The sequence below is a fragment of the Marinobacter sp. ES-1 genome, assembly GCF_000475255.1.
GTDB lineage: Bacteria > Pseudomonadota > Gammaproteobacteria > Pseudomonadales > Oleiphilaceae > Marinobacter > Marinobacter vinifirmus.
The window spans coordinates 77,224-95,410 of the sequence record NZ_AXBV01000027.1 but is presented as its reverse complement, the minus strand read 5'-3'; the positions used below and the strand labels follow the sequence as shown (position 1 = coordinate 95,410).

Here is an 18,187-nt window from a genome sequence, read left to right as displayed (position 1 = left end):
CTGTGTCGCATGGACCCGTGGTGAGTAAACCAGTCACCATAGCCATTGATGCCATGAGCGGTGATCGTGGCGCTTCAGTGGTGGTCCATGCAGCGCTGGAAGCAGTGCGCGAAAATGAGGCCTTGAGTCTCGTTCTGGTAGGTATCCGGAGCGAGCTCGAGGCCTTGTTGCGTGATGGGCATGCCAGAATCCGCATTGTTGAAGCGGCGGATGTGGTGCGCATGAACGAGCGCCCTTCCCATGCGCTGCGACACAAGAAAAACTCCTCTATGGCCATTGCGCTCTCCCTGGTGCGTGATGGCGAAGCTCAGGGCTGTGTCAGTGCCGGAAATACCGGTGCGCTGATGGCTTTCGGGCGATCAATTATCCGCATGTATCCCGGCATTGAACGGCCGGCCATTGCCAAGCTGGTTCCCTCTTTGCGGGGCCGTTGCCACGTGCTCGACCTTGGCGCCAACGTGGATTCCAGCGCCGAAAACCTCTACCAGTACGCCTTGATGGGATCGCTGATGGCCACGGCGATCTGTAGCCTGGCCGAACCTCGCGTGGCCCTGTTGAACGTGGGTGAGGAAGAGATCAAGGGCAACGAACAGGTTCGCCTGGCCTCCCATATGCTTGCCCAGTGCGACACTCTGAACTACATAGGGTATGTCGAGGGCAACGACCTTTTCCGTGATGTGGCCGATGTTGTAGTGTGTGACGGCTTTGTGGGCAATATTGCCCTGAAGACCGGTGAGGGTGTTGCGGGGTTGCTGATCGAACTGCTGGAGCAGGCCTTTACCCGCTCGCTCTGGGGGCGCTTTGTGGGGCTCCTGGCCAAGCCGATTATCGGCCGGCTTTTGCAGCTGATGGACCCTTCACGGCATAACGGTGCCAGTTTGCTGGGGCTTCAGGGAGTCGTTATCAAGAGCCACGGCAACGCCAACGAGCGTGCGATGCTGGCGGCAATCCGGCAGGCAGTTCGCGAAGTGGAGCTGGAAGTGCCTCGTCGCATCAACGAACGGCTCGATGACCTGATTTTATAGGTCGCCAACGACTGCTGAGACTAAAGTCTGCCCGCATTTGCGCCCTTATTCGCGGATAATTGGCCTGAGTTGTACTATTGGCTAATCTCCACCCACCCTTCAATGACGATAAGATTCCGCCCATGAAATCAGCGTTTATTTTCCCCGGACAAGGCTCCCAGTCGGTAGGCATGCTTTCTGCTGCTGCCGAGGCGTGGCCTATGATCAGTGAAACCTTTGATGAAGCGTCTAATGTTCTGGGCTATGACTTGTGGCACCTGTGCCAGCATGGGCCGGCTGAAGAGCTGAATCAGACCATGGTAACCCAGCCTGCGTTGCTGACCGCCAGTGTCGCCTTGTGGCGCCAGTGGTGCGTGTCTGAAGGCCCGCGCCCGGACTTCTTGGCTGGCCACAGCCTGGGTGAGTACAGCGCCCTGGTGGCGGCTGAGAGCCTCGACTTCATTGAAGCTGTAAAGCTTGTTCAACTGCGCGGCGAGCTGATGCAGGATGCCGTGCCTGCCGGTGAAGGCAAGATGGCAGCCATTCTGGGCCTGGAGGACGCCGATGTGGTTGCGGCCTGTGAAGAAGCTGCCCAGGGCGACGTGGTTGCAGCAGTGAACTTCAACGCACCCGGCCAGGTGGTGATTGCCGGTTCCGCTGCGGCGGTAGAGCGAGCAATCGAGGCTTGCAAGGCAAAGGGTGCCCGCAAGGCCATGCCGCTGCCGGTGAGCGTGCCTTCCCACTGCTCCCTGATGAAAGGCGCTGCCGAGCAGCTGGCTGAAGCACTGGAGGATGTCCGCTTTAACGATGCTGTCATTCCGGTGGTTCAGAATGTGAATGCAGCCGTGGTTAAAGATGCCGATACGCTCAAGGCAAACCTCCTGAAGCAGTTGTATTCTCCGGTGCTTTGGACAGACTCTGTGCGGGCGTTGGTTGCCGAGGGCGTTAACGTGTCGGTTGAGTGTGGTGCCGGCAAGGTTCTGGCCGGGCTGGCCAAGCGCATTGACCGCCAGTTGGCGGTGAGCAGCATCGAAGATCCCGATTCTCTGGCAGCCGCCCTGAAGGCGTTTGGCCAGTCCTGATAAGCGGAGTTGTTTATGTCTTTGGAAGGCAAAGTTGCACTGGTAACCGGTGCTACCCGGGGGATTGGCAAGGCCATTGCCCATGAGCTGGCCCGGCAGGGTGCGGAAGTTGTGGGCACGGCTACCAGTGCTGAAGGTGCTGAATCCATTACCGAAGGCCTGAAGTCTGCTGGCTTCAAGGGCTACGGTATTGTGATGAACGTAGCCGATGCCGACAGCATCGAGGCGGGCCTGAAGCAGCTGACCGAACAGTCTGGTGCTCCGCAGATCCTGGTCAACAATGCGGGTATCACCCGTGATAACCTGTTGATGCGCTTGAAAGACGACGACTGGACGTCGGTGCTGGAAACCAACCTTTCCAGCGTTTACCGTACCAGCAAGGCCGTTTTGCGTGGTATGGCCAAGGCCCGCTGGGGCCGGATTATCAATATCAGTTCCGTGGTTGCCGGCATGGGCAACCCGGGGCAGGGCAATTATTGCGCTGCCAAGGCCGGGGTTGAGGGTTTCACCCGCAGCCTGGCCAAAGAAATGTCTAACCGCGGCATTACCGCTAACTGTGTAGCGCCCGGTTTTATTGACACCGATATGACCAAAAAACTGGACGACAAGCAGCGTGACGCTATGCTGGAAATTATTCCGGCAGGGCGTTTGGGCGAGCCGGAAGAAGTAGCTTCTGTGGTGGCTTTCCTGGCCTCTGAGGGCGCAGCTTACGTTACCGGAGAAACCATTCATGTGAATGGCGGCATGTACATGGGTTAAGCCCGTTTCGGGCTGTAGTGCAACCCCTTGTCGCACAACATGTTTAACTGAATCCCTGCTTGTTTGCAGGTAGGGTTTAAACTAAACTGGCAGCCATTGAGTTGCTTGGTTGACACTAAAGTGAGGACATTATGAGTACAGTTGAAGAGCGCGTGAAGAAGATTGTTTGTGAGCAGCTGGGCGTTAAAGAGTCCGAAGTTCAGAACACATCTTCTTTTGTAGAGGATCTTGGCGCTGACTCACTGGACACTGTTGAGCTGGTTATGGCCCTGGAAGAGGAATTCGAAACTGAAATTCCTGATGAAGAGGCTGAGAAGCTGGGCTCCGTTCAGGACGCAATCGACTATATTGTCGCGCATACCTGATACTCAGTAGATCAGATAGCCAGGCTAAAAGCCGTCCTTTAGGCTTCTTGAAGGACGGCTTTTTTATTGGCTGAATATCAGCATTTCGGTTAAAAACGACACGGAATATTCAGGTGAGTGGGGTTATGAGCAAGCGACGGGTTGTCATTACAGGCATGGGGATGTTGTCCCCGGTAGGGAACGATGTCAGTACCTCCTGGAACGCAGTGTGTGCCGGGCGCAGTGGCATTGGCCAGATCGACCGGTTCGATGCCAGTGAATACGGCACGCGTATCGGCGGGGCGGTGAAGGACCTGGATATCGAACCCTGGCTGTCTTCCAAAGAAGCCCGCAAGCTTGACGCTTTCATTCACTATGGCCTGATTGCCGCCCAGCAGGCGGTGGACGACAGTGGCCTGGAACAGTTCGACAAGCTCGACAAGGAGCGGGTGGGCATTGCCATCGGTTCCGGTATTGGCGGCCTGGAGTACATCGAAAAGAACATTATCCAGATGGAAAAGGCCGGCCCCCGCAAGGTATCTCCGTTCTTTGTGCCGGCGTCTGTGATCAATATGATTTCCGGTAATGCGGCTATCCGGTTTGGCTACAAAGGCCCGAACATCGCCATTGTGACCGCCTGCACCACCGGTACCCACAATATTGGCTATGCGGCCCGCACCATCGCCTATGGCGACGCTGACGTGATGCTGGCCGGTGGTGCCGAAATGGCCACCACCCGTTCCGGCATTGCGGCATTCTCTTCCGCCCGTGCCCTGTCGACCCGCAATGATGAGCCGGAAAAGGCCAGCCGCCCCTGGGACAAGGAGCGCGACGGCTTTGTGTTGAGTGATGGGGCTGGCGTGCTGGTCCTGGAAGATCTGGAACATGCAAAAGCCCGTGGCGCGACGATTTACGGCGAAGTGGTCGGCTTTGGCATGAGCGATGACGCCCACCACATTACCGCACCCCCTGCAGACGGCGACGGCGCTGCCCGGTCCATGGCCAATGCCTTGCGGGATGCGGGCCTGAAGCCGGAAGAAGTGGATTACATCAACGCCCACGGCACATCGAGCCTGGTGGGTGATGTAGCCGAAGTGGCTGCTGTTAAATCGGTATTTGGTGGCCATGCGCAAAAGCTGGCCATGAGCAGCACCAAGTCCATGACGGGCCACCTGCTGGGCGCTGCCGGTGCCGTTGAGGCCATTTTCTCGGTGCTGGCCCTGCGCGACGGCATTCTGCCGCCAACCATCAACCTGGATAACCCGGATGAAGGTTGCGACCTGGACTTCGTGGCCAATCAGAGCCGCAAATCCGATGCCCGGGTAGCGCTGTCTAACTCCTTCGGCTTTGGCGGTACCAACGGTACGTTGATTTTCCGCCGTTACGAAGGCTGAGACCTCTGTGGTAAAGCGCTTCTGGGCAGATGAAACCGGTTTGCCGGCGGCAGACCGGGGCCTGGCCTACGGCGATGGCCTGTTTGAAACCATTCGTGCAGAAGGGAGCTCAGCCCCCTGGCTGGATTACCACCTGGCCCGACTGGTGCGGGATGCTGCCCGGCTGGGAATTGAGGTGCGTCAGGACGAACTGCTCGCGGCCAGCCGCGAAGCCCTTGAGCGTTACGGAAGCCCCGGGAAGGTGTGGGTCCTGAAGTTGATCCTGACCCGTGGTGCGGGTGGGAGAGGCTATCGCCCGGGGGGCGGTATGGAGCCCAACCTGCTGGTTTCCTGTTCCGATGCGCCGCCGATGCCCGATTCTGCCGGCGTGGTGGTGGAGTTCTCATCAGTACCCCTTACGGTCAATCCCTTGCTGGCCGGTATCAAATCCCTCAATCGCCTGGAACAGGTGATGGCGGCCCGGGAGCTCTCCGGTGACTGCTTTGAGGTGCTGATGGCAGATGCCGCAGGGCATATTGTCGAGGGCACCCGAACCAATCTGTTTGTACTCACCGATGAAGGCTGGATAACACCCCCCGGGAATTCGGTGGCCGTGGCTGGTGTTATGCGCCAGCTGGTTATCGAGCGCTTGCAGCAGGCCGGGGAGCCGTTCCAGGAAGCACCCATCACCAGGGAACAGTTGCAGCCGGAAGTTTGCCGGGGCCTGTACCTCACCAACAGCGTGCTCGGGGTAGTGAGGGTTCGCAACCTGGCGGGCCAGGATTTGCCTGCAGAGCGGTGCCTTGCGACAATCTGCCGTCTCTCCACAACTTTGGAATAATGCGTGTGTTCAGGAAGTTACTGATTCTGATTGTGGCTCTCGCGATCCTGGCGGCTGCTGGCGCCGGTTTGTGGCTATGGCAGGGCCTGCAGACCCTGAAGCAACCGGTTGCCCTGGATGAGCCGGTGTTGTTCAGTGTAGAGCAGGGCACCTCCTTTGGCCGGCTGGCGCAGAAGCTGTCGGACGACGGCCTGGTCAGCGATCCGCTCTGGTTAAAGCTATACGGCCGCCTGAACCCGGAACAGACCCGTATCAAAGCCGGTGACTACGAACTTCAACCGGGGATGACGCCACTGGCCATGCTCGACACCATGGTACAGGGCAAGGTGAAACTCTGGTCCGTCCAGTTTATTGAGGGCTGGACCTTCTCTGACATGAGAACCGCCCTGGCCAACTCCAGACGGCTCCGGAAAGAAACCACAGACTGGACTGACGAGCAGGTTATGGAAGCCGTTGGCGCCGAAGGCCAACACCCTGAGGGTTGGTTCTTCCCGGATACCTACATGTTCAGTGGCAGCGAGACCGACCTGGATATCCTCAAACGCGCCTATAAGCGGATGACGGCTGTCCTTGAAGAAGAGTGGGAGAACCGGGAAGAAGGCTTGCCCTATAGCTCCCCCTACGAAGCATTGATCATGGCCTCGATTGTCGAGCGGGAAACCGGTGTAGCCTATGAGCGGCAGCAGGTGGCCGGTGTGTTTGTGCGCCGCTTGCAGAAAGGCATGCGCCTGCAGACCGACCCGACGGTGATCTACGGCATGGGTGACAGCTACGATGGCCGTATCCGTACCCGGGACCTGCGCGCCTACACGCCCTATAACACCTACCGGATTGACGGCCTGCCACCCACGCCCATTGCCTTGCCCGGCCGGGATTCGGTACATGCCGCCTTGCACCCGGACGACGGCGACGCCCTGTACTTCGTAGCCCGTGGTGACGGAAGCCACACGTTCTCCCGCACCCTGGCCGAACACCAGAAAGCGGTCCGGGAGTTCCAGCTGAACCGCAGAGAAGATTACCGATCCTTCCCGGCACCGGATGCCGGCGCAGATGACAACGAGGAAAACTGATGGCTGCCAGAGGCCGCTTTATTACCTTTGAGGGCACCGAGGGGGTTGGTAAATCCACCCAGTTGCAGAACGCGGCAGACACGCTGACATCGCTGGGGATTGATGTGGTGGTTACCCGGGAGCCGGGTGGCACGCCCATGGCGGAAAAGATCCGGGAGCTGTTGCTGGCCCCCAGGGAAGAACCGGTGCATGAAACCACCGAACTGCTGCTGATGTTCGCCGCCCGTGCCCAGCACCTGCACAACCGGATTCTGCCGGCACTGGCCGCAGGCAAGTGGGTGCTGTGTGACCGCTTTACCGATGCCACCTTCGCGTATCAGGGAGGGGGCAGGGGGGTGCCTGAGGAGCGCATAGCGCTGCTGGAAACCCTGGTGCAGGGCGATGTGCGGCCGGACCATGTTGTCCTTCTGGACGCACCGGTAGAAACCGGCATGGCCCGCGCAAAGAAGCGGGGCGAACTGGACCGGTTCGAGCAGGAAGAACTGGCCTTTTTCCAGCGGATTCGCGATACCTACCTGGCCCGGGCGACCGCTGCACCCATGCAATACCATGTTGTGAATGCCGCCTTGCCCCTGGCGCAGGTTTCGGAAAGTGTGACGGGATTGCTGTCGGCCCTTGCCCGCGTTGATAGTTGATTTCGTGCACTTTCTGTCGCGATCTGCTTTAATTGCAACACATTCTCGATTAAAGGCGTGCAGCTTGAATGCTTGACGCAAAGCTTCTGAAACTGCCGGTCAATTCACACCAACACCATCACGAACATCACCAGATTGTGGTGGGCGTGCGTGGCGCTGCCGAACTGAGTGTCGACGGCGTGGGTTCGTTTCTGGACACCTGGAAAGCCTGCCTGGTGCCAACCGAAGCCCGGCACGACTACTGCGGGGACTACGAGAACCACGTGCTGGTGATTAACCTGGACCCGCTGAGCCCTGTCCTGGATTCCCCGGCCCATGCCGACTACGAACGCATGGCCGGGGTCTTCGAGAAGCCCCGCACTATCCAGATGGACAACCGGCTGCAGGGCCTTGTGCAGTTTGCCGCCGGAGAATTCGACCGCTCCCCGGATAACGAACCCCTGCACCGGCACCTTGCGGCCAGTATCCTGTATTCCATGGCCGACCGGATTGTAGACGGGCAGGCCACCCGTGCCAGCCGGCACAGCATCAGCCCGGACGCCATTCGCCGGTATATCGTCGATAACCTGCACCGGAAGATCACCGTGCAGGACCTGGCCCGGGAAGCCTGCCTGAGTACCAGCCGTTTCCACGAAGTGTTCCGCGAAGTGTCGGGCATTACCCCGCATCAGTTTCTGATTCAGACCCGGCTCGACCAGGCCGTGCGCCTGTTGTCGTCAACGTCCCTCTCGGTGTCTGAAATCAGTTACCGGACCGGCTTTTCCTCCCAGAGCGCACTCACCAATGCCCTGCGCAAATACAAGGGAACGACCCCGTCCCGGTTACAGATTGGTGACCGGGTAGCCTGATCTGCCCGTAAAACCGACAGTCCCGTAGGATTGTGCAAAACAATCGTAGGATTTTGTAAGCCGGGCATCCGTAGTAATACTAACTTATAGCGTCTGTATTCCCGCCTTGCGGAAGCAGGGTAGGCGATTGTCGCAAACCAGCGGCGGTCGACTATAGTGAAGGAGTATCCGTGCGGGTAAGTCCCGCTCCAGTCAGGAAGATTTCAGGTAAACAAGAAAAACAGTGCAGTCCGCAGGCCACGTGCCGGCGCTGTGCTCTGAGAGCGGACCGAGGTCCGACTCACTTAAACCGGAGGAGCCTTATGGCTAGTGGCGTTTGGATCAGTCTATTTGCGTACTTTGCAATCATGATTGCCATTGGCATTTATGCAATGCAGAGATCTACGTCTTCATCTGAAGATTACATGCTCGGTGGGCGGGCACTCAGCCCGAAAGTAGCGGCACTGTCTGCCGGTGCTTCCGATATGAGTGGCTGGTTGCTTTTGGGTCTGCCCGGGGCATTGTATGTATCCGGTCTGGCTTCAGCCTGGATCGGTATCGGCCTGTTTGTGGGCGCATTCTTTAACTGGGTTCTGGTGGCACCCCGCCTGCGGGAACAAACCGTTCACTACGGTAACGCCATCACCATCCCGTCTTTCCTTGCAAACCGGTTCCCGACTCAGGCCCTGTCCCTGAGAACCGTGTCTGCCATTGTTATCGTTATCTTCTTTGCGGTTTACACCGCATCCGGCCTGGTTGCCGGTGGCAAGCTGTTTGAAAGTGCCTTTGCCGGCATCTTCAACTTCGGCGGCCTGAGCGATTATGCAGTGGGTATTGTAATCACCCTCGGCGTGGTTCTGGCCTACACCGTAGTAGGCGGCTTCCTGGCAGTGAGCATGACCGACTTCGTGCAGGGCTGCATCATGATGCTGGCACTGGTGATCATGCCGGCGGTGGTTCTGTTCGGTGAAGGCGGTGGCGGCTTCGCCCAGGCTTCTGAAACCCTGAACAGCGTCGACCCGACCCTGCTGTCCTGGACCGAAGGCTTGACCTTTATCGGTTGGCTGTCAGCGGTTACCTGGGGTCTTGGCTACTTTGGCCAGCCGCATATCATTGTGCGCTTTATGGCTATCCGCTCCCTGAAAGACGTTCCGACCGCCCGTAACATCGGTATGGGCTGGATGGGTATCTCCCTGATCGGTGCCATCTCACTGGGTATCTTCGGCCGTGCCTACGCCGTTCGTAACGGTATGGACATCGCAGACCCGGAAACCATCTTCATCATCCTGTCTGACCTGCTGTTCCACCCGCTGATCACCGGCTTCCTTTACGCAGCCCTGCTGGCGGCGGTCATGAGCACCATCTCCAGTCAGCTGCTGGTATCGTCTTCCTCACTGACTGAGGACTTCTACCGCCTGTTCCTGCGCAAAGAAGCGACCGACAAAGAGTGCGTAAACGTCGGCCGTGCCTGCGTTGTAGCCGTTGGCCTGGTAGCGGCAGTTATCGCCTCTGACCCGGACTCACAGGTCCTGGCCCTGGTCAGTAACGCCTGGGCAGGCTTCGGTGCCGCCTTCGGCCCGCTGATCCTGCTGTCCCTGATGTGGTCCCGCACCAACGGCGCCGGTGCCATTGCCGGTATGGTCGTGGGTGCTGCGACTGTAATGATCTGGATCTCCCTGGGCTGGAATGGCAGCTTCATGGGTGGCCCGGGCGTATATGAAATCATCCCTGGTTTCGTTGCCGCCTTCATTGCCATCGTAGTGGTCAGCCTGGCCACCAAGGATTCTGGTGAGTACCAGCATATCCAGCGGTAACAGAATCCACTGATTCACATCAGTGTTCTGACAAGGGCTCCCCAAGGGGAGCCCTTTTTTGTACCTGAAACCCACACATGGTTCGGCGCTGGCCACGGGGTGGGGGAGTCTTTTCTGCAGGGAAAAAGATGTCTGAGCGAAGCGAGTTGTTTTTCCCGGAAGAAAGACTCCCCCCGCCGCGGGGCCGGCACAACTCCCGGGCTGGAATTCCACACGGGCACTGGGTTTCCTGAAAAACAATTATTTGGGTAAACCTGAGGCATAAAAAAACGCCAGCCCGAAGGCTGGCGTTTCAGATCAGAGGTAAAGCTACCTCAGAGGGTCTCAGGCTACGGAAGCCTCAGATGCCTTCTGGGTGTACTCTTCCATCTGGTCGAAGTTGAGATACTTGTAGATCTCTTTGGACATGCTGTTCAAATCCTTGGCGTACTCCATGTACTCCGCCGGAGTCGGGAGTTTGCCCAGTACCGCGCCCACAGCTGCCAGTTCCGCAGAGGTCAGGTACACGTTGGCACCATCGCCCAGACGGTTCGGGAAGTTACGGGTAGAGGTAGACAGAACCGTAGACTTGGCAGCTACACGTGCCTGGTTACCCATGCACAGGGAGCAGCCCGGCATCTCGGTGCGAACACCGGCGGTGCCGTAGGTGTTGAAGTAGCCTTCTTCCATCAGCTGCTGCTGGTCCATCTTGGTGGGCGGAGACATCCACAGACGGGTCTTGAGCGGCTCTTTGTTCTGCTCAAGCAGCTTGCCGGCAGCGCGGAAGTGACCGATGTTGGTCATGCAGGAACCGATGAACACTTCGTCTACCTTGTCGCCAGCCACTTCGGACAGGAACTTGGCATCGTCAGGGTCGTTCGGGCAGCACACGATCGGCTCTTTGATGTCGGCCAGGTCGATTTCGACCACGTGGGCGTATTCTGCGTCTGCATCAGCACGCATCAGCTTCGGATTGGCCAGCCACTCTTCCATCTGCTGGGCGCGACGCTCCAGGGTACGCGGATCGCCGTAACCTTCGGCAATCATCCAGCGTAGCATCACGATGTTGGAGCGCAGGTACTCGGCAACAGACTCTTCAGACAGGTTGATGGTACAACCGGCAGCAGAGCGCTCAGCAGAAGCGTCAGACAATTCGAACGCCTGCTCAACGGTCAGGTGCTCCAGACCTTCGATTTCCAGGATGCGGCCAGAGAACTCGTTGATCTTGCCTTTCTTCTCAACAGTCAGCATGCCGTTCTTGATGCCGTACAGCGGAATGGCATGTACCAGGTCACGCAGGGTGATGCCCGGCTGCATTTCGCCTTTGAAGCGAACCAGAACGGATTCCGGCATATCCAGCGGCATAACACCGGTGGCTGCAGCAAACGCGACCAGGCCAGAACCGGCCGGGAAGGAGATGCCCATCGGGAAACGGGTGTGGGAGTCACCACCGGTGCCCACGGTGTCCGGCAGCAGCATGCGGTTCAGCCAGGAGTGGATGATACCGTCGCCCGGACGCAGGGAAACACCGCCACGGGTACGGATGAAGTCCGGCATGGTGTGCTGCATTTCAACGTCAACCGGCTTCGGATAAGCGGCGGTGTGACAGAAGGACTGCATAACCAGGTCAGCCTGGAAGCCCAGACACGCCAGGTCTTTCAGTTCGTCACGGGTCATCGGACCAGTGGTGTCCTGGGAGCCAACGGTGGTCATGTGCGGCTCGCAGTAGGTACCCGGGCGCACGCCCTGGCCTTCTTCCAGGCCGCAGGCCTTGCCGACCATCTTCTGGCCCAGGGTGAAGCCCTTGGTACCGGCTTCCGGATCTTTCGGCAGGCGGAACAGGTCTGTCGGGCCCATGCCCAGTGCAGTACGCGCCTTGGCGGTCAGGCCACGGCCGATGATCAGCGGGATACGACCGCCGGCCTGAACTTCGTCCAGGATGACGTCAGACTTGAACTTGAACTCGGAGATGGTCTCGCCGGCTTCGTTCAGGATCTTGCCTTCGTACGGGCGGATTTCGATCACGTCGCCCATGTTCATGTTGTCTACAGGTGCTTCGAAAACCAGGGCGCCGGCATCTTCCATGGTGTTGAAGAAGATCGGGGCAACCTTGTTACCGATACACACACCGCCGGCACGCTTGTTCGGCACGCCCGGGATGTCGTCGCCGAAGAACCACAGAACAGAGTTGGTGGCAGACTTACGGGAAGAACCGGTACCGACTACGTCACCTACGAAGGCAACCGGCAGGCCCTTGGACTTGATTTCTTCGATCTGGCTCATCGGGCCAGTTACGCCGGGCTCTTCCGGCTTCAGGCCGTCGCGTTCCATCTTATAGGCGGCGCGGGCGTGCAGCGGGATGTCCGGGCGGGACCAGGCATCCGGAGCCGGAGACAGGTCGTCGGTGTTGGTTTCGCCGGTTACCTTGAACACCACCATCTTGGTGCTTTCGGGAACCTTGTTCTTGTTGGTGAACCACTCGGCGTTGGCCCAGGACTCAACAACAGACTTGGCAACGGCGTTGCCGGCGTCCATCTTTTCTTTAACGTCGTTGAACGCGTCGAACATCAGCAGAGTGTGCTTGAGTTCTTCACCAGCCAGTTCGGCCAGTTCGCTGTCGTCCAGAAGGTCGACCAGGGTAGCGATGTTGTAGCCGCCCTGCATCATGCCCAGCAGCTGGACAGCCTTCTTCTTGTCGATCAGCGGGGAAGCAGCTTCGCCTTTAACGATCGCGGTCAGGAACGCAGCTTTTACGTAAGCGGCTTCGTCCACTCCCGGCGGAACGCGGTTTTCCAGCAGGTCAACCAGGGTGGCTTCTTCACCAGCCGGCGGGTTCTTCAGCAGCTCGATCAGACCAGCAGTCTGCTCGGGGTTCAGGGGCTTGGGCGGGATACCCAGGGCTTCACGTTCAGCAACGTGTTCACGATAGGCTTCTAACACGATATGGACCCTCATCAGTTGGAATGTTCCGCGCTGTGGGCGTGGTGCCCGGCGGGAGTTTTTTGGCGAAAAGGCCGCAGGAGCCTCTGAATAAGGCCTCAAATCACCGATGGGGTTTCAGGATTTATTCAGAGACTCCTTGATCTGGCGCTGCATTCTATAGGAAAGCCCTTATAAAGTTAAGTTGGACAGAGGTCGGAGAGTTCTGTTAGGTGCGTTATACTCCCGCGCTTGTTGAACCGGACCGTTGCCAAAGCCATGAACGAAGCCCTGCAAGAGATACACGATTTCCTGCCCTGCCGAACGCCATCGCGCTGGATCGAGAACGCCCTGGCCAACCAGGACCTGATGCTGATTGACCACGCCCATTGCGAAAAGAAAGCAGCCTCCACCGCCCTGAGCCTGATGTACCGGTATGTGGACAACACCGACCTGCTGAAAAAAATGTCCCGCCTGGCACGGGAAGAGCTACGGCACTTCGAGCAGGTGCTGGCAATCATGAACAAGCGGGGTGTGGCCTACACCCACCTGACGCCGGCCCGCTATGCCGCCGGCCTGCGCGAAGCCGTGCGCAAGGACGATCCAGGCCGCCTGGTGGATGTGCTGATTGTCGGTGCCATCATCGAAGCCCGCTCCTGCGAACGCTTCGCAGCCCTGGCACCGCACCTGGATGAGAAACTGGCGGAGTTCTACAACAGCCTGCTGAAATCCGAAGCGCGGCATTACCAGGATTACCTGAAGCTGGCGGTACAGGCCAACGGCGGCCCGGTGGATGAGCGGGTAGCGGATTTTATGGCCATCGAGCAGCGGCTGATTGAAGAGCCGGATTCGGAGTTCCGGTTTCATAGCGGGCCTTTGGCAAAAAGTTCTTAAAGCTCCTGGCACAAGGCCATCCACCGGGCAATCCCCGCACTTCGGTATTTCTGCTTGTGCAGGATGAAGTAGAAATGCCGGTCAAACTGCCGGTGGGGCACTTTCAGGGGCACCAGGCTGCCGCGTTTGAAGGCATCGGCCAGCACCACTTCTGACAGACATCCGATGCCCAGGTCCGCTTCCACGGCGCGCTTGATGGCTTCGGTGTGTTCCAGTTCCAGTAATACGTTCAGGTCTGGCAGCAGGCCGTGCATGCCGCGCTCGAAGCTCTGGCGGGTGCCGGAGCCCTGTTCCCGCAAAATCCAGGTGGCGGCGCGCAGGTCGTCGTCGGTCAGTTCGCCCTTTGCTGCCAGCGGGTGGGTAGGGGAGCAGAAGGCTACCAGCCGGTCTTCCCGCCAGGGGATCACTTCCAGTTCCGATGCTTGCAGTTCGCCTTCAATCAAGCCGATGTCCAGCTCAAAGTCCCTGACCCGTTTTGCGATGGTGCTGGTGTTGGCCACTTCCAGCGATACTTTCGGCCGGGTAGGGGTATTCATGTATTGGGCCATCACGCCAACGGCCAGATAGTTACCTATGGTCAGTGTGGCACCTACTTTCAGGGCGCCGACTTCCGAGTGCTTGCTCAGGGCCTGTTCCAGTTCGGTGGCCTGGGCCAGTAGGGACTCGGCCTTAGGCCGGTACAGCCTGCCCAGTTCGTTCAGCTGCAGGCGCTTGCCTACGCGGTCGAACAGCTGGATGTCGAACTGGTTTTCCAGTTCCTTCAGGGCACTGCTGGCAGCCGACTGCGACATGGCCAGGGATTCCGCAGCCCGGGTGATGTTCTGGAAGTGGGCGGCGGCAAGGAAGACTTCGAGCTGACGGAAACTGTATTTCATGATTGGTCCGGCACTGTTGCAGCTTTTTTAATGGGTGAGGCCATGTTATCGATAAAATCGAACAGGTTTATGAGAACAGCCTGTTTTGTCGATTTCAAGCAAAAGGTTAAACTGGTTACCAATTGATGACTGACCGCAAATAATCTGGCGAGGGCCCCATGAGCAAAATGATGAAAGAAACCGTGACCAGTGTGCATCACTGGAACGACACCTTGTTCAGTTTCAAAACCAGCCGGGACCCGGGCTTCCGTTTCAAGAACGGCCATTTTGTGATGATCGGCCTGGAAACCGATGGCAAGCCGCTGATGCGTGCCTACAGCATCGCCAGTGCCAATTACGAGGAAGAACTGGAGTTCTTCTCTATCAAAGTGCCCGATGGCCCGCTGACTTCCCGCCTGCAGCAGATCAAGGTAGGTGACGAGATCCTGGTCAGCCGCAAGCCCACTGGCACCCTGGTGCTGGATAACCTGCTGCCGGGCCGCAACCTGTGGCTGATCAGCACCGGTACCGGGCTGGCGCCGTTTATGAGCATTATCAAAGACCCGGAAGTGTACGAGGCCTTCGATAAGGTGATCCTCACTCACGGCGTGCGCTACGTATCTGAACTGGCGTACCAGCAAGAGATCGACGAATTGCCGGAGAATGAATTCTTTGGCGAGATGGTGTCCGGCAAGCTGCTGTACTACCCGACCGTTACCCGGGAGCCGTTCCGCAACCAGGGCCGCCTGACTGAAGCCATGAAAACCGGCAAGATCACGCGGGATCTGGGCCTGCCGGAATTTGATATCGAGCAGGACCGCTTCATGATTTGCGGCAGCCCGAGCATGCTCAAGGATACCTGCAACATCCTCAACGACATGGGCTTTAAAGAAGCCCGTGGCGGTGACATGGGCCACTATGTTATCGAGCGGGCATTTGTGGAGCAGTAAATGAGGCCGCTGATTCCGTTGTTGCTGACGGCCATGCTGTTGGCCTTGTCCGGGTGCGATGCGGACCGGGACCCGGTGACGGCGGACTCGCTGGCCCTCAAGCCTGCCCAGCTGGACTGGGTGGGCCAGAAAATCTTCGCCAACGAATGCGCCAGCCGGTTCGATTGCCTGGTGCACTGGAACGAAGGCGAAGCCTTTCCGTCTCTGGGTATCGGGCACTTTATCTGGTATCCGGAGGGGGTAGAGGGCCGATTCACAGAAAGTTTCCCCCAGCTTATCCGTTACATGGTGCAACGCCAGGCCAAGGTGCCAGACTGGTTGCGCAGCCTCGAGCCCTTCGATGCGCCCTGGCCTGACAGGGCTGCGTTTCTCGTCCTGGAAGATTCTGCCAGGATTGCCGAGTTGAGAGAGTTTTTGGCCGGAACCCAGGGGCTTCAGGCGGAGTTCATTTTTCGGCGGGCAGCTGAATCTCTGGGCAAGATCGTGGCGGCCGCTCCGGAGAATCGCCAGCAGCAGGTAAGTGCTCACCTGGAAGCTTTGAGTGCCACCCCCGGCGGCGTATACGCCCTTATGGATTATGTGAACTTCAAGGGCGAGGGGCTCGCGGAAGGTGAGCGTTACCAGGGCCAAGGCTGGGGGCTGTTGCAGGTCTTGCTGGAGATGGACACGGCAGGCGATAAAACCGAATTGCAGTCGTTCCGGGAAGCCGCCGGCCGGGTGCTTGCCCGGCGGGCGGAGAATGCCGGGAATCCGATTGAGCGGGAATGCTGGCTGCCAGGCTGGCTGAAGCGGCTGGAAACCTATCGGGAGCCAGCCGGCGGCCCCGAATCATAGCGGGGCTTTCTTCAGGTCCGGTTCCTGCCCTGAACGGGCTTCCAGCCACCAAACGTGCGTGTCCCAGTCACCAAGTACAATCCGCCGGGCGGGTTCGCCGTTGGCTTCCAGGTCATGGATGGCCGGTCGGTGAGTGTGGCCGTGGATCATCAGCTGTACGCCATGATGTTCAAGCTCTTTCACCACTTCTTCGGGCGTGACATCCATGATGTCTTCGGCTTTGCCCTGATTCTTGGCCATGGACATCTGGCGCAGCTGTCGCGCCATCTGCTGGCGGTCTTCCAGTGGGCGGGCCAGCATCATTTTCTGCATCTGCGGATTGCGCATGTTGGCCCGGAACTTCTGGTATTCCACGTCGGCGGTGCACAGGCTGTCGCCATGCATCAGCAGGGCAGGGGTGCCGTACAGGTCGATCACAGTAGGGTCGTCCAGCAGGGTGGCGCCGGCCCGCTCGCAGTAGTCATTGCCGATCAGGAAGTCACGGTTGCCGTGCATCAGGAAAATCTCTGTGCCACTGTCCCGCACTTCACGGAGTGCCGCAGCTACCTGTTCCTGCAGCGGCGTGCGTTCGTCGTCGCCAATCCAGGCTTCAAAGAAGTCGCCCAGAATGTACAGCTGCTCCACACCCATGGCGTGGGTTTTCAGGAACCCGAGAAAGGCGCCCGTGATGTCCGGGCGCGATTCTTCCAGGTGCAGGTCGGAGATAAACAGCGTGGTCACGCGTCCTCCAGAACCTCGGCCTTCTCGATAACCACGTCCTCGAAGGGAACGTCCTGGTGGCCGGCGTTCATGGTGGTGCGAACGGCGCGGATCTGATTCACGGTGTCCATGCCGTCAACAACCTTACCGAACACGCAGTAACCCCAGCCTTCGGCATTCTTGGTAGTGTGGTCCAGGAAGCCGTTGTCCTGCACGTTGATGAAGAACTGGGCAGTTGCGGAGTGCGGGTCCATGGTGCGGGCCATGGCGATGGTGCCGGTTTTGTTGCTCAGGCCGTTATCGGCTTCGTTCTGGATCGGCTCGCGGGTTTTGCGCGGGGTCATGCCCGGCTCGAAGCCGCCGCCCTGGATCATGAAATTGCTGATTACCCGGTGGAAGATCAGGCCATCGTAGAAACCTTCACGAACATACTGCTCGAAGTTCTTGGCGGTTTCCGGCGCGTTTTCGTAGTCCAGTTCCAGTTTGATATCACCGAGGTTGGTTTTCAGCAGAATCATCAGGGCTTCCTGTAGTTTGAGGTCGGAATGATCAAAGTCGCTATTGTACTGAAGAGTTTCGTTGTGTGCATGAGTCCTGAGACTATTTGTGAGTATAATAGGCGGTTTCGTGCGACACGTTATCGTGTCGTGTGATTGGTGGTAGCTAGCCTTGGCACCAGAAATCGTTGATATTCAATGATTTGAAGCCGAAAATAGCATACTAAGCATAGCTGAATAGCCAAACTGGGCGAACAGCTCAGGAAAAATATCGGACCATCCGATACAAGAAATCTACGGCTATCCGATCAATAAGTGATCGATTTTCGTGATTTCTTAAAGCTGAAGGACAATTTTTTGTAAAAAATTGTTACAGAGCACGAAGCCCTATAGGGGATCACGACCCCTACGGGGTTCGTGCGCCCTCTAAATAGGTTACTGAGTGCAATGTCTCTAAAGTCGCGAGACTTGAGTGCTTAGTATCCAACCACGCGGAGCGAAAGCTCTGTCTGTTAATGTCCGGCTGATCGCCTGCCTGGCGAAAGGTATCGGATCCTCGCATGTACCTGCGAGTTCACTACGACGGCATGCTATTGGGGCCAACCCGATGGTGTGAAGCCCGTCTGACAATGTCGCATTCCCAGAGATTATCCAACTCGGCGACGAGATGGATATCAACTCCGAATCGCACGGAGTTGGTGCGGCTAGTGACCCCTCCCTACGGTTAACACATGTGAATCATCGACAAACCCATCGTAACTATTGACGGGCCTACGGCGATTATCGGCCCCAGCCAAAAATCGGCAACGCGG

The 18,187-nt window shown here is 58.3% G+C and carries 17 protein-coding genes; 13 read left to right on the top strand and 4 right to left on the bottom strand.

Annotated features, from left to right (window positions below; translation table 11 throughout):
- Positions 1-20 precede the first annotated feature (20 nt).
- The 10 genes from plsX (at position 21) to putP (ending at position 9,749) form a co-directional block, all read left to right on the top strand.
- Positions 21-1,025 carry a phosphate acyltransferase PlsX gene (gene plsX, locus Q668_RS02780; protein WP_022988073.1) on the top strand — a complete coding sequence of 335 codons (1,005 nt, stop codon included), beginning with the start codon at positions 21-23 and terminating at the stop codon, positions 1,023-1,025.
- Positions 1,026-1,147: 122 nt separating this feature from the next.
- Positions 1,148-2,086, top strand: a complete 939-nt coding sequence (gene fabD / locus Q668_RS02775; RefSeq protein WP_036218984.1) for an ACP S-malonyltransferase — start codon at positions 1,148-1,150, stop codon at positions 2,084-2,086.
- A 15-nt stretch (positions 2,087-2,101) separates the two neighbouring features.
- Complete coding sequence (gene fabG / locus Q668_RS02770; protein WP_022988071.1) at positions 2,102-2,845, top strand: 3-oxoacyl-ACP reductase FabG; 744 nt, start codon at positions 2,102-2,104, stop codon at positions 2,843-2,845.
- A gap of 131 nt (positions 2,846-2,976) precedes the next feature.
- Positions 2,977-3,210, top strand: a complete 234-nt coding sequence (gene acpP / locus Q668_RS02765; protein WP_022988070.1) for an acyl carrier protein — start codon at positions 2,977-2,979, stop codon at positions 3,208-3,210.
- Between the two features lie 125 nt (positions 3,211-3,335).
- Positions 3,336-4,583, top strand: a complete 1,248-nt coding sequence (fabF, locus tag Q668_RS02760; protein ID WP_036218982.1) for a beta-ketoacyl-ACP synthase II — start codon at positions 3,336-3,338, stop codon at positions 4,581-4,583.
- A gap of 7 nt (positions 4,584-4,590) precedes the next feature.
- The gene (gene pabC / locus Q668_RS02755; protein WP_022988068.1) at positions 4,591-5,403 is read left to right on the top strand and encodes an aminodeoxychorismate lyase; all 813 of its coding nucleotides are present in this window, start codon (positions 4,591-4,593) and stop codon (positions 5,401-5,403) included.
- Entirely contained in the window at positions 5,403-6,473 is a 1,071-nt protein-coding gene (mltG, locus tag Q668_RS02750) for an endolytic transglycosylase MltG (protein WP_022988067.1), read from the top strand. Before pabC ends, mltG begins: the two co-directional genes overlap by 1 nt.
- A complete protein-coding gene (tmk, locus tag Q668_RS02745) occupies positions 6,473-7,108 on the top strand; it encodes a dTMP kinase (protein ID WP_022988066.1) in 636 nt (211 codons plus the stop codon). The genes mltG and tmk overlap by 1 nt, the downstream gene beginning before the upstream one ends.
- Positions 7,109-7,176: 68 nt before the next feature.
- Positions 7,177-7,956, top strand: a complete 780-nt coding sequence (locus Q668_RS02740) for an AraC family transcriptional regulator (RefSeq protein ID WP_022988065.1) — start codon at positions 7,177-7,179, stop codon at positions 7,954-7,956.
- A 302-nt stretch (positions 7,957-8,258) separates the two neighbouring features.
- Entirely contained in the window at positions 8,259-9,749 is a 1,491-nt protein-coding gene (putP, locus tag Q668_RS02735) for a sodium/proline symporter PutP (RefSeq protein ID WP_036218980.1), read from the top strand.
- A gap of 324 nt (positions 9,750-10,073) precedes the next feature.
- Here the strand turns inward: putP and Q668_RS02730 are convergent, their stop codons facing one another.
- The gene (locus tag Q668_RS02730; RefSeq protein WP_036219010.1) at positions 10,074-12,668 is read right to left on the bottom strand and encodes a bifunctional aconitate hydratase 2/2-methylisocitrate dehydratase; all 2,595 of its coding nucleotides are present in this window, start codon (positions 12,666-12,668) and stop codon (positions 10,074-10,076) included.
- Positions 12,669-12,926: 258 nt separating this feature from the next.
- On the opposite strand from Q668_RS02730, the gene Q668_RS02725 reads away from it, so the two are divergent.
- Positions 12,927-13,541 carry a tRNA-(ms[2]io[6]A)-hydroxylase gene (locus Q668_RS02725; protein ID WP_022988062.1) on the top strand — a complete coding sequence of 205 codons (615 nt, stop codon included), beginning with the start codon at positions 12,927-12,929 and terminating at the stop codon, positions 13,539-13,541.
- Here the strand turns inward: Q668_RS02725 and Q668_RS02720 are convergent.
- Complete coding sequence (locus Q668_RS02720) at positions 13,538-14,416, bottom strand: LysR family transcriptional regulator (RefSeq protein WP_022988061.1); 879 nt, start codon at positions 14,414-14,416, stop codon at positions 13,538-13,540. The two genes, Q668_RS02725 and Q668_RS02720, sit on opposite strands and share 4 nt — an antisense overlap.
- 158 nt (positions 14,417-14,574) lie before the next feature.
- Here Q668_RS02720 and Q668_RS02715 point away from each other — a divergent pair, with 158 nt between their 5' ends.
- Both Q668_RS02715 and Q668_RS02710 read left to right on the top strand, forming a co-directional pair.
- Positions 14,575-15,345, top strand: coding sequence for a ferredoxin--NADP reductase (locus Q668_RS02715; RefSeq protein ID WP_022988060.1), 771 nt, complete (start codon positions 14,575-14,577; stop codon positions 15,343-15,345).
- Positions 15,346-16,179, top strand: a complete 834-nt coding sequence (locus Q668_RS02710) for a hypothetical protein (RefSeq protein ID WP_022988059.1) — start codon at positions 15,346-15,348, stop codon at positions 16,177-16,179. It begins immediately after the preceding gene.
- Here Q668_RS02710 and lpxH read toward each other — a convergent pair.
- Together lpxH and Q668_RS02700 are read right to left on the bottom strand one after the other, a co-directional pair.
- Positions 16,174-16,899 carry a UDP-2,3-diacylglucosamine diphosphatase gene (gene lpxH / locus Q668_RS02705; RefSeq protein ID WP_022988058.1) on the bottom strand — a complete coding sequence of 242 codons (726 nt, stop codon included), beginning with the start codon at positions 16,897-16,899 and terminating at the stop codon, positions 16,174-16,176. The genes Q668_RS02710 and lpxH overlap by 6 nt on opposite strands.
- Positions 16,896-17,396 carry a peptidylprolyl isomerase gene (locus Q668_RS02700; protein ID WP_022988057.1) on the bottom strand — a complete coding sequence of 167 codons (501 nt, stop codon included), beginning with the start codon at positions 17,394-17,396 and terminating at the stop codon, positions 16,896-16,898. The genes lpxH and Q668_RS02700 overlap by 4 nt, the downstream gene beginning before the upstream one ends.
- Positions 17,397-18,187 lie beyond the last annotated feature (791 nt).

Bases quoted from the DNA above. Each gene is read 5' to 3' on its own strand.
- fabF (WP_036218982.1), top strand. From the start codon at position 3,336: ATGAGCAAGCGACGGGTTGTCATTACAGGCATGGGGATGTTGTCCCCG.
- mltG (WP_022988067.1), top strand. From the start codon at position 5,403: ATGCGTGTGTTCAGGAAGTTACTGATTCTGATTGTGGCTCTCGCGATC.
- Q668_RS02740 (WP_022988065.1), top strand. From the start codon at position 7,177: ATGCTTGACGCAAAGCTTCTGAAACTGCCGGTCAATTCACACCAACAC.
- fabD (WP_036218984.1), top strand. From the start codon at position 1,148: ATGAAATCAGCGTTTATTTTCCCCGGACAAGGCTCCCAGTCGGTAGGC.
- Q668_RS02710 (WP_022988059.1), top strand. From the start codon at position 15,346: ATGAGGCCGCTGATTCCGTTGTTGCTGACGGCCATGCTGTTGGCCTTG.
- tmk (WP_022988066.1), top strand. From the start codon at position 6,473: ATGGCTGCCAGAGGCCGCTTTATTACCTTTGAGGGCACCGAGGGGGTT.
- putP (WP_036218980.1), top strand. From the start codon at position 8,259: ATGGCTAGTGGCGTTTGGATCAGTCTATTTGCGTACTTTGCAATCATG.
- Q668_RS02700 (WP_022988057.1), bottom strand. From the start codon at position 17,396: ATGATTCTGCTGAAAACCAACCTCGGTGATATCAAACTGGAACTGGAC.
- fabG (WP_022988071.1), top strand. From the start codon at position 2,102: ATGTCTTTGGAAGGCAAAGTTGCACTGGTAACCGGTGCTACCCGGGGG.
- Q668_RS02725 (WP_022988062.1), top strand. From the start codon at position 12,927: ATGAACGAAGCCCTGCAAGAGATACACGATTTCCTGCCCTGCCGAACG.
- Q668_RS02720 (WP_022988061.1), bottom strand. From the start codon at position 14,416: ATGAAATACAGTTTCCGTCAGCTCGAAGTCTTCCTTGCCGCCGCCCAC.
- acpP (WP_022988070.1), top strand. From the start codon at position 2,977: ATGAGTACAGTTGAAGAGCGCGTGAAGAAGATTGTTTGTGAGCAGCTG.
- Q668_RS02715 (WP_022988060.1), top strand. From the start codon at position 14,575: ATGAGCAAAATGATGAAAGAAACCGTGACCAGTGTGCATCACTGGAAC.